Origin of the sequence: Mesorhizobium sp. M9A.F.Ca.ET.002.03.1.2 (assembly GCF_003952365.1) — a bacterium.
Taxonomy (GTDB): Bacteria; Pseudomonadota; Alphaproteobacteria; order Rhizobiales; family Rhizobiaceae; genus Mesorhizobium.
The window spans coordinates 3012756-3027198 of record NZ_CP034443.1; the positions used below are offsets into that span (position 1 = coordinate 3012756).

Below are 14443 nucleotides of genomic sequence, written 5' to 3' on the forward strand. Positions count from 1 at the left end.
GATTTGGGCCGTCTCCGCCCCTTACACGCGCCTGCAGAGGAAATAACGATCGGCGGGCTCCGAAGTCGGCGGCGGGAGGCGTTGCAGCAGCGGGTGATCGAGCGGCGTGCCGCTGACCGCGAAGCCGCCGACGCGAAGCAGGCGCGCGATCAGATCGGGAAGCCAGGTAGCGGTCACTGCATCTCGATCGTCATAGCCGGTGCCGATGTCGGCATGAACAAGAGCGGCGTCGATGCCAATGAACCTGCGGGCCGTCTCGCGTATTTCGCCGAGCACGAGGTTTTCAGCTTCGGGAATTGAGCTGGCGTGTGCGCCAACTTCGCGGTCGAACACCACGATCCGGCGCCCGGGCAGAAGTTCGCGCAGATGGTGGAACGTCCGGCCATTGCCGAGGCCGAGCTCGAGCACAAGCCCCTCCATCTTCGCCACCTCGGGGCAGATTTGATTGAGAATGTCGCGCTGTGCGGTCATCCTGCTGATGAAATTATCGAGGCGACTCATATGCGATTGTATGTCCTGAACCAGCAGCCCCGATCGAGGCCTGCCGCATATAGAGGCGAACGACGAACCCTGCAATAACCCAACCGGCCGCCGACAAGCGTCATACCCGGGTGGAATCGTCGGCAGGCCGCGCGGCGGAACAGCGATCTCACTTGTAGGGGTCCGCGGCGTCCCGCAGCCCGTCGCCGAGGAAGTTGAACGCCAAGATGACGAGAATGACGGGGAGCATCGGCAAAAGCAGCCATGGATAGAACGCGATGACGCTGACGCTGCGCGCCTCGGTGAGCAGGATGCCCCAGCTGGTTATCGGCGCTCTCAGGCCGAGCCCGAGGAAGCTCAGCGCCGTCTCGCCCAGGATCATGCCGGGTATGGAGATCGTCGCCGTCGCGATCAGATGCGACATGAAGCCGGGAATGAGATGCCGCCCGATAATGCGGCTGCTTTTGGCGCCCATCAATTGCGCGGCCAGAACGTAGTCCTCCTCGCGCAAGGCTAGAAGCTTTGAACGCACGGCCCGCGCCAGTCCGGTCCAGTCGAGCAGCCCGAGGATGACGGTGATGCCGAAATAGATCAGGATCGGACTCCAGGTTATCGGCATGATCGCCGCCAGGGCCAGCCATAGCGGAATGCTGGGGATCGATTGCAGAACTTCGATTATCCGTTGAACCATCAAGTCGAAGATACCGCCGTGATAGCCGGCCAGTCCGCCGATGACAATGCCAAGCAAGAAGCTGAAACTGATGCCGACGAGGCCGATTGTCAGTGAAATGCGTGCGCCATAGATGATGCGCGAGAGCACATCGCGCCCCAGCCTGTCAGTGCCGGCTAGAAAGAGCTGGCCGTTTTCGGCAGGGCAGACAAAATGCCTGTCACCTTCGATCAGGCCCCAGAATTGATAACTGTCGCCCTTGCAGAAGAAACGGATCCGCTGGACATCATCCTGTTTCTCGATGTAGTTCCGCTTGAGCGTGTCCATATCCAGCGTCATCTGTCGGCCATAGACGAACGGCCCGACGAACTGGCCGTTGTGGAACAGGTGAACCCGCTGCGGCGGCGAATAGATGTAGTCCATGTTGCGCGTGTGCAGATTGTAGGGCGCCAGGAACTCGCAGATCAGTATCCCGAAATAAAGCGCCGCCAGGAATATGCCGGATACAACGGCAAGCCGGTGCATCCGGAATTTCCACCACATCAGCCGCAACTGCGACGCCTGAAAGACCTTCGACTGCTCCGGCGTCATCGCCTCGACCGACTGAAGGTCAATGGGCGCTGTGGAAACGTAGTGTTGCAGTGGAGCACCCGGAGCGGGCAGCGGCGAATGCGTGTTCATTTGGTGCTGCCGCCCTGCAAACGAATTCGTGGATCAAGCAGCGCCAGCGCCAGGTCGGAAATCAGGACACCGATGACCGTCAGGAAGGCGAGGAACATGAGGAACGACCCTGCCAGATACATGTCCTGGCTTTGCAGCGCCTTGATCAGCATCGGCCCGGTCGTTTCCAAAGACAGCACGATCGCCGTGATTTCGGCGCCGGAGATGATGGCCGGCAGGATAGAGCCGATGTCGGAAATGAAGAAATTGAGCGCCATGCGCAGCGGATATTTGACCAGCGCCTTGAAGGGATGAAGGCCTTTTGCGCGCGCGGTCACGACATATTGCTTGTGTAGCTCATCGAGCAGATTGGCGCGCAGCCGCCGGATCATGCTTGCCGTGCCCCCGGTGCCGATGATCAAGACCGGGATCCAGAGATGGGCGAGGATCGACTTCGCCTTGGCCCAGCTCATCGGCTCGCCGAGATATTGCTGGTCCATGAGATGGCCGATGGACGTGCCGAACCAGATGTTGGCGAAATACATCAGGATCAGCGCCAGCATGAAGTTCGGAATGGCAAGGCCGAGAAGGCCGAAGAAAGTCAGGCCGTAGTCGCCCCAGCTGTATTGATGCGTCGCGGAGTACATGCCGATCGGAAAGGCGATGAGCCAGGTGAAGATGATCGTGACGAAGGAAACCAGCACGGTCAGCCACATTCGATCCCCGACGACGTCGCGAACCGGCAGCTCATATTCGAAGGAATAGCCGAAATCGCCGTGCAGCATCCCGCCGACCCAGTAGAAGTAGCGAATGATCGGCGGCTTGTCGAAACCATATTCCTTGCGCATCATCTCGATGCGATCGGAATCCACCCCTTCGCCCTGAGCCCGAAGCTCGGCAACAAAGCTGTCGAAATAGTCGCCTGGGGGAAGTTCGATGATCGTGAACACCAGCGCCGATATGATCAGCAGCGTTGGAACCATCACGGCGATGCGCCACACAATATATCGAAGCACGCTCAGGACTCTCCAAGCCAGAATGTATCCGGCATGTAGACACCGAAATAGGCGGTCGGGTCGTAGCCGTAGAGCGCCTTGTCAGGCAGATTGCGCAGCCGCGAGGACGCCAGAACCGGCTGATGTGTTCCGTTCACCGTGCCGATCGAAAACACCTGATCGGTATAGATCGACAGCATAGAATTCCAGATTTCGGTGCGCTCCGTGGCTTCGGTCGATGCGTTCCAGCGCTTGAGTAAAGCCATCAACTCGACCACTTCAGGAAGATCGGGTGCCTCACCCATCTTGCCATGAGACAAGTAGTGAGCACCCCAGAGTGGCCATTGCAGCTGGTCGTCGATGGTAGGGGCCAACTGGCTCGGGTTCATGTCGGCCGTCGGCACGCCATTGTCGATGCCCGACCACATCGACATCATGATCTGGCCGCCAAGCGCGCGGCTGCGGAAGATGTCGCGCTGCGAAGTTCGGATGAACAGGGCGATGCCAATCTTGCGCCAGTGATCGGTGATGAGTTCGAGCGCGTCGGTTTCCAGCGTGCTTTCGCCGGCCGTTTCCACTACGATCTGCGCAGGGCGTCCATCGGGAAGTATCCGCAGGCCGTCATCGTCACGCGTCTGAAGCCCGACCTCGTCGAGCAGGGCATTGGCCTGGTCGGGATCATAGGCGACCCAGGCTTTCGCGAATTCCGGCCGGTAGAGCGGGCTCTCCGGCAGGACAGTATCGGCACTTTCCTGCGCCAATCCGTAGAACACAGCCATATTGATCTCGCGCCTGTCCACGGCGAGCGAAAGTGCGCGGCGCACGCGCACGTCACGCAAAAGGCCGCGCCAGACCTGGTCGGCACAATTCAGATTGGGGAGCAGCGCCAGCCGCGAACCCTGTATGCGTTTCCACAGATGCATCTTCACCGGGTAGCGCTTCTCGGCATCCTTCAGGAAGGAGTAGTCGGTGAAGTCAATTCCCATGCATTGCAGGTCGCTCTCGCCCGCACCGGTCTTGGCGGAAATGATCGCCGACGAGCTGACATTCATGACAATCCGGTCAACATAGGGCAGTTGCCGGCCGTTCTCGTCTATTCGATGAAAAAACGGGTTGCGCTCGAAGACGAACTGCTCGGCCGGCGGCTTGGTCCGGTTCCGCCAGGGATCGAGCGTCGGCAGATCCGGGTTCTCCGGGCGATACTGCCGTGACATGCGGATATGCAGGAGCGTCCATTTCTTGGCCCGGTTCTCCTTCATTAGGCCAGCGAGCCGGAATGGATCCTGGTATTTCTTGTGGAACTGCTTGAGATAGGCGGCAGGCAGAACAAGCGATAGCGGCGATGCAGCAGCGAGCTTGGGCAGGAAGTCGGGATTGGGCGCATCCCAACTATAGCGGACTGTTAACGGATCGACGATCTCGAAGCGTGGAGGCTTGCCGTCCGCCAGCAGGGCCAAGGCGGGCCCGCCTTGCGAAAGCTCATCGTTCAGCCAGACATCTTCCCAGCAATAGCGAAAATCCTCCGGCGTCAGCAGGCTACCGTCAGACCATTTATGCCCTTCCCTTATCTTGAAAGTGAAGACGCGATCATTCGCTACGTCGAAACTTTCGAGAATGTCGGGTTGCATTTTAAGTTTTTCGTCATAGCCGACCAGGCGAGCATACCCGTAGATCGTCATCATCCGGATATCTTTCTGGCTGCCGATGATCGTACGCAACGTGCCGCCGTATTGGCCAGGCTGCCGGCCCATCGCAGCGAGATTCAACGCGCGCGGGCTCTTGGGCAGGCGTTCGGCGAGTGCCGGCAGCGCCTTGGCCTTCAGCTGCGGCTGAAGAAATTCCGGCTCCAGATCGCCGGCGCGCAACGTGCCGGGCAGAAATGCTGAAGCCATGAGGCCAAGGACGGTGCGCCGGCTGATCAATGGCGTAGCTCGCTGACATCGGCCGAACGTCGGGCCAGCACGAGGTGGCCGCCGCCAAGATCGAGCGGCGACAGCATATCCTTGTCGCCCTCGTCGCAGAATTGCGGTCCCCATGCACTGGTGTCGGAAGCGCCGCCGAGCTTCAGCGTTTTGAAATCCATCGGCCTGTCGAGATCGGGGTAAGGTACTGCGGCGACCAGTGAGCGCGTGTAGGGGTGGACCGGTTTCCTAAGCAGAATTTCGCGCGGCGCGAGCTCGACGATACGCCCGCCGCACATCACCGCGATGCGGTCTGCCATGTAGTCCACCACCGCCAGGTTGTGGGATATGAACAGGTAGGTCAGGCCCAGGTCCTTCTGCAGGTCCTTCAGAAGGTTCAGGATCTGCGCCTGGACAGAGACATCGAGTGCCGAAACCGGCTCGTCGCAGATCAGAAGTTCAGGCCCCAGCGCCAACGCGCGCGCGATGCCGATACGCTGACGCTGCCCGCCGGAGAAACTGTGCGGATAACGCTTTATGAAGCGCGGATCGAGCCCGATTGCCTGCATCAGGCTCTTGACCGTGGCGAGTCGGGACGCGGCATTGCCACGTTGATGGATTTCCAGCGGCTCGCTCAAGATGTTCTCCACCGTCATGCGAGGTGAAAGCGACGAAACCGGATCCTGAAAGACCATCTGGATTTTCGCGCGCAGCATGCGCAGGGCGTCTCCCTCGGCTTCCAAGACGTCGATCGGACCATCGCGGCCGTTGAAGATCACAGAGCCGCCGCTAGGGGTGACAGCTCGCATGAGGATCTTGCTGACGGTTGTTTTACCGCAGCCGCTTTCGCCGACAAGGCCCAGGCACTCACCCCGCCTGATATCGAAGCTCACGCCGTCCACGGCGCGAACAGAGGTTTGATGATCCCCGCCGAACCATCCGGACTTGCGGATGGTGAAGGTCTTTGTCAGATCCCTGACCGACAGCAGGATGTCGTCCGGCCCCTTCGATGCCGGCGCCGTCTGCTTGCCGAGCAGGTTCCCGACATTTACCGGCACCTCGCGGAGCGCCTTTAGCCTTTCGCCGGGCTTCAGGTCGAAATGCGGAACGGCTGCCATCAGGCCCTTCAGGTAAGGGTGACCTGGTCGGCGGAATATCGCCTCCACAGGTCCCGCTTCCATGATCTCGCCATGGTACATGACCACCACCTCGTCGGCGACATTGGCGACCACGCCAAGGTCGTGCGTGATCAGCAGCATCGCCATGTTCAGCTTGGTCTGGAGCCCGCGCAGCAATTGAAGGATTTGCGCCTGGATGGTGACGTCCAACGCCGTCGTCGGCTCGTCGGCGATCAACAGGGCGGGCCGGCAGATAAGCGCCATGGCGATCATGGCGCGTTGACGCAATCCTCCCGAGAGTTCAAAGGGATACATGTCATAAGCGCGCTTGGGGTTGGGAAAGCCGACAAGGCCGAGCATTTCCTCGGTCCGCGCCTTGCGCTCCACCCGAGCCATGGGCGTATGAATCTGCAGGGATTCGCTGACCTGATTGCCGATCGTGTGCAGCGGCGACAGCGATGTCATCGGCTCCTGAAAGATCTCGCCGATGCGGCTGCCTCTCAACGCCCGGATTTCTGGTCCGTCACGCGGCATCTGCAGGATATCCTGCGTCGTGCCGGGCTTTTCAGGATCGGAAAACAGGATACGGCCGCGAACATGGGCTGTGTTCGGCAAAATGCCCATCACTGCCTGGCTGAGAACCGATTTTCCGGAACCGGACTCGCCCACAAGCGCGGTGACCTTGCCGGGCAGGACGCGAAGACTTGCGCGCCTGACGGCGTGCAACGGTCCCCCGATAATGGCAAAGGAGATGCCAACATCCTCGATCCGCAGCAGATCAACGCCCGAATTCATTCTCACACCAGCCCACTCTGGCGGCCTGCCGGCCGGCAGGCCCAGAAAGCGAGACTAACGCATTGCCAGCCTAGAGCAACTTGGATTCGAAACGGTCGACAATGGCGGAACCGGCGACCGGACTGCCTACCGAAGGCGTTCGGATTAGATTGTTACGGTTACTGGAGCTTCCGCGGGTCGCCGGCCGACAGCTGCGCGGTATCGCGGTGAAGCAGCATGACCTGCTCGGCGTCCGATCTTCGGTCGTAAATCGGCTCCAGCGCACCGTCCTCATCGAGTGCGAGAGCACCCGACAGATCGGGTGAAAGCACCGTCAGCTTCTGCTTGATGCCCGCCAGTTCCTCGTTGCCGAGCGTCAGCCAGCTGTTAGCGCCGCAATAGCTGGCGAAGTCTTTGCTGGCGAGAACGCTGTGCGGATATTTCTTGGTCAGGGTCTGGAGGCGCTGGACCTCGTTTACAGCCGAGCCGAAGACAGAAAATGTGAGCCGGTCGGTAAGCCCGACATTTCCGAACATCACATTGCCGACATGCAGGCCGATGCCAAATTTTATGTCGGACAACCCCTTTTCCTTTCTTCGCAGATTGAGATCCGTCATGCGCGCGGTGGCCTTCTGCGCTGCCGCAAGAGCAGCCTGGCAGGCGATCTCGGACTGCGAGCGGTGCCTTTCGCAAGGGTAGACGGCAATGAAGCCATCCCCTATGAAACTCATGATCTGCCCGCCTTTGCGATTGAAAGGTGCAGCAACGGCGTCGAAAAACTGGTTCAGCGTATCGATATAGATTTCGCGGCCGGCGGTTTCGGCAAGCCTTGACGACCCACGCATATCGCCCATGACCAATGCGGCCCGGATTGTATCGCCCTCGCCGCGCTTGATCTGACCGTCAAGCACGCGCCTGCCAGCGTCGCCGCCGAGATAAGTCGTCATCATGTTGTCGGCGAGCTTGGTGAGCACCGCCATCTTGGTTGCGATGGCGAGATGGCTCTGGATGCGCAGCAGCGCCGAAATCATGTTGTCGCTGAAGCCTCCAGCACTGTCGGTGGACCAAGACCCCATCATGCCCTGACTGGTGTTGCCGCTGAAGTGATGGACGAAAGCCATGTAATCGGTGACGCCTATAAGGCGGAGGTCATCGAAAACAGGAAACTCCGATGGCACCGATGAGTCGAGCCGGCGTCGCAGATGGTCGAGCTTGTTGCTGAGCAGGTGGTAGTATGGGCTGGTCAGGAATCTGTCAGACGGCACGCCGGCCTTTTTGCGGAAGCCTTCCACTTCCATGCCCTGGCCGCGGAACCAGGTGAAGCCAAGCGCGTCATAAAGCGGATGAAGCATCGAAAAGCTCAAATGCACCCGCTTCAGCGGCAGGCCGGCAGCAGCCAGCCGTTCACAAAAGCCTTTTACCAATGTTTCCAGGTCGTTGCCCGCCAGCGCCGATTGGGTCAGCCAATCGGCAACCTTATCCATGAGAATGGTGGAAATTTCTGCTTGCGTTGTGCTCATACTATCTCGAAACCCGTCGAAGACGGAGCCATTATCCTTTGATCCGCCATAACACAGTCCGCCAACGACCCAAAGAAAAGACCCTCGAAGTTAATGAACCGGCTTCGGCGGCAGAAGCCGGCGAAGAATTTTCCCGGATGACTATCCTTGCGGCAAGGAACCGGCGTAACCGCATCTATGTCCTGTGGCATTATGTGGCGAGGCTGCCGGCGGAGTGCAATCATGATCCTGACATCGGGCAAAAATTCCCCGGCTCAGACGCCGTCACGCCTTCAAGACCGTCTCTCGGTCCAGCCCGAGGCGGCCAAAAACATTGCGTGTGTCGACGATCAGAAGGGCGTGATCAGCGATCGTCTGATAGTCGATCGCGTCGTGGTCGGTTGCAACGACGACAGCATCGAAATCCTTCAAGGCCGCTTCGGTCAGTTCGACCGAGCGACGCCCCTTGATCGCCATATGCTCCCGTGTGGTCGGGATCTCGGTAACATGCGGATCGTGGAATTCCGCCTCGCCGCCCCATTCCTCGATGAGTTCAATGAGCCGCAATGAGGGGCTTTCGCGGATGTCGGGCACATTCTTCTTATAGGCGAGCCCGATGATGAGAATTCGCGAGCGGCTGAGCGCCTTGCCGCAGCGCCGGTCCAGCGCCTTCGCCAGTTCATCGACCACATGACGCGGCATAGCCGTGTTGATCTCTGCCGCCAGCTCGATGAAACGGGTCGGCAGTTCGTATTCGCGCGCCTTCCACGTCAGGTAGAAGGGATCGATCGGGACGCAGTGCCCGCCAAGTCCGGGGCCAGGATAGAAAGGCATGTAGCCGAAGGGCTTGCTCTTTGCCGCCTCGATCACCTCCCAGATGTCGATGCCCATCGCGCCGAGCACGACCTTCAACTCGTTGACCAGGGCTATGTTGACCGAACGGAAGATGTTTTCCGTCAGCTTGACCGCCTCGGCGGTCGCCGTGGTGGAAACCGGAACGACGGTCTTGATCACGCCCTGGTAGAAAGCCTGCACGAGCGTCGCCGCTTCAATGCCGTCGCCTGCCACGACCTTGGGGATCGTCGCGACTTCAAAGCTACGGTTGCCGGGATCCTCGCGTTCGGGCGAGAAGCCGAGGAAGAAGTCTGCCTTCGACTGCAAGCCGGTTTCTTCCAGTATGGGCTTGATCACGTCGTCGGTGGTGCCGGGATAGGTGGTCGATTCCAGCACGATCAGTTGGCCGAGACGCAGATGCTTCGCGATGGTGCCTGCCGTGTTCCTGACAAAGGAGAGGTCCGGCTCACGGTTTTTCGTCAGCGGTGTCGGAACGCAGATGATGATGACATCGCAGACGGCCAGTTCGGCAAAATCCGCAGTGGCGCGGAACAGTCCGCTCGCCACCTGGCCGGCAAGGGCTGTCGACGTCACCGCCTCAATGTAGGATTGGCCGTTGTTCAGGCTCTCGACCTTCTGGGCTTCGACGTCGAAGCCGGAAACCGGGAAGCCGGCGCGTGCGATCGCAACCGCCAGCGGCAACCCGACATAGCCCAGTCCGATCACGCCGACTTGCGCGGCACGCGTCGAAATCCGGTTCAGAAGACGGTCATATGTCGATCGTGAGGCGTCCAAAAATCTGCTTTCCGTCAATTCGGGCAGGCCGTCCGCTCCCATGGCGAGGCTCACCTGGTTCCCCAAGAACCCCGAGGCATATTGCGGGAAATCGGTTTCCGCAAGCCGTCATCAGACCGGCACCTTCGCCTTCAGGGTTGCGGCAGCAATCGCATAGCCGCCGGCGGCGCCATCGATGAAATGAACGTGATCGCGCTGCAGCGGCGATGCGACGAGGCATGTCATCAAGGCCGATTTCTGGCGGTGCAGGCCATAGTTGCAGATGCCCGCCTCTTCCGCCTGTTTCAGCCGGTTCTCGATCCGTTGCAACACATCCGCGTCAACGTCGATGGTCATCTTCAAGCCGTCGTCGAACTTCCGGAAATCCGAATTGCTGGCCACGTCGCGTTTGTAGATCTTCGGATCGAAACTGCCGATCGTCCAGCCATATCTATCCGTAACAGCCGTAAGCGTCATCAGGAACACTATCCACAGCTTCGACAGCCACCGCCATCCTGCCGGTGCCATGGCCCGCGCCTCGATATCGAGGCCGGCGGGCAGAAAACTGTAGCCCGGCCCGTTCACCGGCACCGGGTGGCCATCGCGTTCCTGCCTGCCGGCAAGGGCGATGATGTCGGAAGCCAGACACTGAAAACGGCGCAAGTCGCGCGACGCCCGTGGTATGGCTATGATCGAGACGATTTCGCCATGCCGGGCTTCGATCGGGTTCCAGCGGCAGGAGAGGCCGGTCAGATCCGGCCGCGCGCCGGCCGGCGCAGGATCGATGCGATAGCGTCCCGCTTTCATCTCGGCTTCCGCCCAACTGCCGCCACCGCCGGCGAACATGGCATAGAAGACCGCTTCGGAGGCCTGGAACCTCGCCACGCGAACGTCGAGGCCTTGCGCTCTTATATCCTTTATCGGCACGATTGCGGCACGCAAGGTCAGGTCCAGTTCGTCCGCCACCCATCTCTGGACAGCCGCCAGCGCGTTGCGGGTGATCTCCAGCGCCGAGCCGGGAAACGCCACGAGCGCGCCGTCGCCACCGAAGACAAAGGGAAGATCTTGCCGACCGAGCGCATTGAGCAGCGCCGAAATGACGCTGGCGCCGGCCATATTGACGGTTTTATAGCGCCCCGCCTCGATCGCCTTGGTCGAGCCGACGATGTCTGCGGTGGCCAGCGCCCAGCCATCGGGGAGAGACCGATAGTTATCGATATCGGCAACACTTTCGAACCTGGCGAAGACCGGCAAAGAAGCGACAAACGGGTCGGACGCGGCAGCTGTTTCCATAAGCATCAGATAGCACATTCCGGTGCTTGAAGGTGAAGTCGATCATGCTTCGAAATTGACTTGCGCAGGCTTTCCGATGATAGGGTCCGGCGATGCGAATTGCTTTCTACGCGCCGCTGAAGTCACCCAATCATCCCGTTGCCTCCGGCGACCGCCAGATGGCACGGATGCTGGTCAAGGCGCTGGAGCGTGTAGGGCATGGCGTAGAACTGGCATCCGAATTGCGCTTATATCTACGCGAACCGGAGTCGAAGAGTTTCGATGCGCTCAAGATCGAGGCCCGAGAGGAGGCCGCGCGGCTGACCAAGCTTTGGGATCGTGACGGCAACCCCGATCTCTGGTTCTCCTATCATCCCTATTACAAGGCGCCCGACCTGATCGGGCCCGAGCTGGCGGCGGCCTTTGCTGTCCCGTATGTGACAGCGGAAGCCTCCTATTCGAGGCGGCGCAACACCGGCTTGTGGGCCGATACGCAAGCGTTGGTGGCGCGAGCCGTCGAGCAGGCAGCGCTGAACATCTGCTTCACGCAAAGGGATCGCCAGGGACTGACAGACGCGATTCCCGGTGCCGCTCTCGGTATGCTTTCGCCCTTCATCGACACATCGGTATTCCGGGACACGCCGGCACGGGGTTGTCCGACGCGCCTCGTTACCGTCGCCATGATGCGCCCAGGCGACAAAGTCGAAAGCTATCGCATGCTGGCACAAGCACTCGGTCCGATCGGGCACCTGCCCTGGACCATGTCGGTCGTCGGGGACGGGCCTGCTCGTGATGAGGTCAGAGCACAATTCGGCGGCTTGCCCGCCGACCGTATCGAATGGCTTGGCGCGATTGAGCCAACCGCTGTGCCGGATGTCCTCTACAGTGGAGGAATTTACGTCTGGCCGGGTTACGGCGAGGCCTATGGCGTTGCCTATCTTGAAGCACAGGCCGCCGGCCTTCCGGTGGTGGCTCAGGACATCGCCGGCGTGCCGGAGGTCGTGCGGGATGGCCAGACCGGGTTTCTCACTCCGCCGGGCGATGTGGCGGCGTTCGCTTCTGCCATTGAAAGGCTTCTGGCCCGTAACGACGAAAGAACCATCATGGCCGCGGAAGCCAGACGTTTCATCCTCGAAGAACGTTCCCTCGGTGTTGCAGCGGCGCGTCTGGCCGAACTTCTTCCGAAGGTGCCGGTTTCATGACATCCGATCAGATCTGGCAGCCCTTGGTGGAAGAACTGGCGTGCCTGCAACGGGCGGACCGTAAGGCAGAGTTCTGGCTGCGCGACGACGACGCCGTGGATCCGACGCCTGCGCTTGATCGGCTGCTCGACCTCACCGGTGAATTCACGGTTCCGGTCACTCTGGCCGTCATTCCGGCCCTGACTGATGAGAAGCTTGTCGTCCGGCTTGACGAGGCGCCGCATGCCACGGTCGCCATCCATGGCTGGGCGCACCGAAATCATGCGCCCGAGGACCAGAAAAAGCAGGAACTCGGCGCGCATCGGCCACGCGAGGCGGTGCTCGATGATTTGGCTCGCGGGCTGTCGCACGTAACCGGCCTGCACGGTGCACGTGCCGTTCCGATGCTGGTGCCACCTTGGAACAGGATCGACGCCGGCTTGGTATCCGACCTTGGATCGATAGGATTTACGGCATTGTCGGTCTATGGGCCGCCGAAGCCGGCTCCACTGGCGGTCATCAACAGCAATGTCGACATCATGGATTGGCATGGCACGCGCGGCTGCCGCGATCATCGCCTATTGATTCAGTCTATCATCGCGCAATTGCGGCATGCATTCGACGGCGGCGAACCGGTCGGCCTGCTCACCCACCATCTCGTACATGATGAATCGGCCTGGCTTTTCCTCGAACGGCTGTTCACAGTCACCGCACAGACTGAAGCCTGCGCATGGCTTCCGGTCAGGACATTGATCGGGCGCAGCGCCGGTAGAGGAAATAGCTCAGCGCTTTTTCTGCAATGAGACTGGAAATCTGAGCGTCTGGCCATCCCGCGCGGTAAAAGCGCCGGCAAACCTGTCTTTGGCCAGTTTCTCGATCTCGTCCAGTTCCTCGTCGGTGCGTGTCGGATCGTGGTGAAACAGCGCAAGCCCCCGCGCACCGGCCGCCTCACAGAGCTTGACGCCCTGTTGCCATGTCGAGTGCCCGTTACCGCGGCGGCGTTCCATTTCCTCCTCGGTGTAGGTGCAATCGTAAATGACGAGGTCGGCATCTTCGATCAGGCCGAGCACCGCCTGGTCGAGTTTGTCCGGCTCGTGCTCAGTGTCTGTGATCACCGCCACGACGCGGCCACCCCATTCGACCCGGTAGCCTATGCAGCCGCCCGGATGGATAAGACTGCCGGTTCGGATCACCACCCCTTCGCGCGGCCGAAGCACGTCTCCGGATACGAAATCGCGGCAGTCGAGCCTTGCCTTGCAGATATCCAGTTTCACCGGAAACCACGGCGGCCGCATGAACTCATCGACCATCTGCCGGGTCGTCATGCGTCCTGCAAGATGCCCGGACCAAAGCGTAACCTTGACGCTCCGGTCATAGATCGGCGCAAAAAACGGCAGCCCGATGATGTGATCATAATGGCAATGGGTGAAAAGCAGGTCGAAATCGGTCACGCCCGACGCCCGAAGCGCCCCGCCGGCGGGCCGTAGGCCAGAGCCCGCGTCGAACAGAAGCGTATGCTTACCGCATCGCATCTCAATGCAGATTGTGTTGCCGCCATAGCGAGAGAATTCTGGTCCCGATACCGAAATGCTGCCGCGCACGCCCCAAAACCTGACCAGGAAAACGTCGTCGTCCATGCTAGCCCTTCGCAGTCCCCGTCGCCCATCGTAGCCAAACAACTGCTGCTAGGCGAGACAGGTTTTCACCGGGTGACCTTCTCAGCGAGACCAGCGCCATCACGACGGCGAGGATCGAGCGCACTCATTCGTTATTTGGCGCTTCGTGCGTCGATCAGATCCGCGGTCGTATGGCTTAGCCGATCGGCAAGAACCCGCAATATCTCGATGGTCATTTCCGGGAACTCTCTCATAAGCCTCAGGAAATGATCCTTGCGGATTCTCAAGGCTTCCAGCGGACTTGCCGCTCTGACCGTGGCAGTGCGGGAGCTGTTGCACAATATGGCGATCTCGCCAACAATCGAATTTGGCATGAGCTCGGCGACTTTTATCGGCCCGCTGTCGGAATCGACCAGAATATCCGCCCTGCCTGAAAGGATAACATAGGCGGCGTCTCCCTCGTCGCCCTGCCGGAAAAGGATCTGGCCGGCGCTGTAGCTCACGCGATCGGATGTGAACGCAAGCAGTTTGAGCTTTGTCGGCTCGATGCCAGAGAACAATGGAACGCGTTGCAGCATTCCAACTTCATCCTTGAGCAGCATTGTCGCAAACCTCAAAATTCGCGTTTGTCAGACTAGTGCAACGGACGCTCAGATGGAATGTCCGTTG

12 protein-coding genes are annotated in these 14443 nt (G+C 60.2%); 2 read left to right on the forward strand and 10 right to left on the reverse strand.

Annotated features, from left to right (window positions below; genetic code table 11):
• Positions 1–21: 21 nt before the first annotated feature.
• From EJ066_RS14535 to EJ066_RS14570, 8 genes are all read right to left on the reverse strand, one after another.
• Positions 22–501, reverse strand: coding sequence for a class I SAM-dependent methyltransferase (locus EJ066_RS14535; RefSeq protein WP_126038715.1), 480 nt, complete (start codon positions 499–501; stop codon positions 22–24).
• Positions 502–649: 148 nt separating this feature from the next.
• Positions 650–1831 (reverse strand): ABC transporter permease, encoded by a 1182-nt coding sequence (locus EJ066_RS14540; protein WP_126038718.1) that lies wholly within the window; start codon positions 1829–1831, stop codon positions 650–652.
• Entirely contained in the window at positions 1828–2826 is a 999-nt protein-coding gene (locus EJ066_RS14545) for an ABC transporter permease (RefSeq protein ID WP_126038721.1), read from the reverse strand. Before EJ066_RS14545 ends, EJ066_RS14540 begins: the two co-directional genes overlap by 4 nt.
• 2 nt (positions 2827–2828) lie before the next feature.
• Complete coding sequence (locus EJ066_RS14550) at positions 2829–4727, reverse strand: ABC transporter substrate-binding protein (RefSeq protein WP_126038724.1); 1899 nt, start codon at positions 4725–4727, stop codon at positions 2829–2831.
• On the reverse strand, positions 4724–6619 hold the full coding sequence (locus EJ066_RS14555) for an ABC transporter ATP-binding protein (protein ID WP_126038727.1): 1896 nt from the start codon (positions 6617–6619) through the stop codon (positions 4724–4726). The genes EJ066_RS14550 and EJ066_RS14555 overlap by 4 nt, the downstream gene beginning before the upstream one ends.
• 158 nt (positions 6620–6777) lie before the next feature.
• Positions 6778–8118 carry an adenylate/guanylate cyclase domain-containing protein gene (locus EJ066_RS14560; RefSeq protein WP_126038730.1) on the reverse strand — a complete coding sequence of 447 codons (1341 nt, stop codon included), beginning with the start codon at positions 8116–8118 and terminating at the stop codon, positions 6778–6780.
• A gap of 264 nt (positions 8119–8382) precedes the next feature.
• On the reverse strand, positions 8383–9726 hold the full coding sequence (locus EJ066_RS14565; RefSeq protein ID WP_126043885.1) for a nucleotide sugar dehydrogenase: 1344 nt from the start codon (positions 9724–9726) through the stop codon (positions 8383–8385).
• Between the two features lie 111 nt (positions 9727–9837).
• Complete coding sequence (locus tag EJ066_RS14570) at positions 9838–10998, reverse strand: DUF3095 domain-containing protein (RefSeq protein WP_126043886.1); 1161 nt, start codon at positions 10996–10998, stop codon at positions 9838–9840.
• A gap of 92 nt (positions 10999–11090) precedes the next feature.
• Here EJ066_RS14570 and EJ066_RS14575 point away from each other — a divergent pair, with 92 nt between their 5' ends.
• Both EJ066_RS14575 and EJ066_RS14580 read left to right on the forward strand, forming a co-directional pair.
• The gene (locus tag EJ066_RS14575) at positions 11091–12179 is read left to right on the forward strand and encodes a glycosyltransferase family 4 protein (protein WP_126038733.1); all 1089 of its coding nucleotides are present in this window, start codon (positions 11091–11093) and stop codon (positions 12177–12179) included.
• On the forward strand, positions 12176–12961 hold the full coding sequence (locus EJ066_RS14580; protein ID WP_126038735.1) for a polysaccharide deacetylase family protein: 786 nt from the start codon (positions 12176–12178) through the stop codon (positions 12959–12961). Before EJ066_RS14575 ends, EJ066_RS14580 begins: the two co-directional genes overlap by 4 nt.
• Here EJ066_RS14580 and EJ066_RS14585 read toward each other — a convergent pair.
• Positions 12941–13795, reverse strand: coding sequence for an MBL fold metallo-hydrolase (locus EJ066_RS14585; RefSeq protein WP_126038738.1), 855 nt, complete (start codon positions 13793–13795; stop codon positions 12941–12943). The genes EJ066_RS14580 and EJ066_RS14585 overlap by 21 nt on opposite strands.
• 131 nt (positions 13796–13926) lie before the next feature.
• Complete coding sequence (locus tag EJ066_RS14590; RefSeq protein WP_126038741.1) at positions 13927–14376, reverse strand: cyclic nucleotide-binding domain-containing protein; 450 nt, start codon at positions 14374–14376, stop codon at positions 13927–13929.
• Positions 14377–14443: the final 67 nt, after the last annotated feature.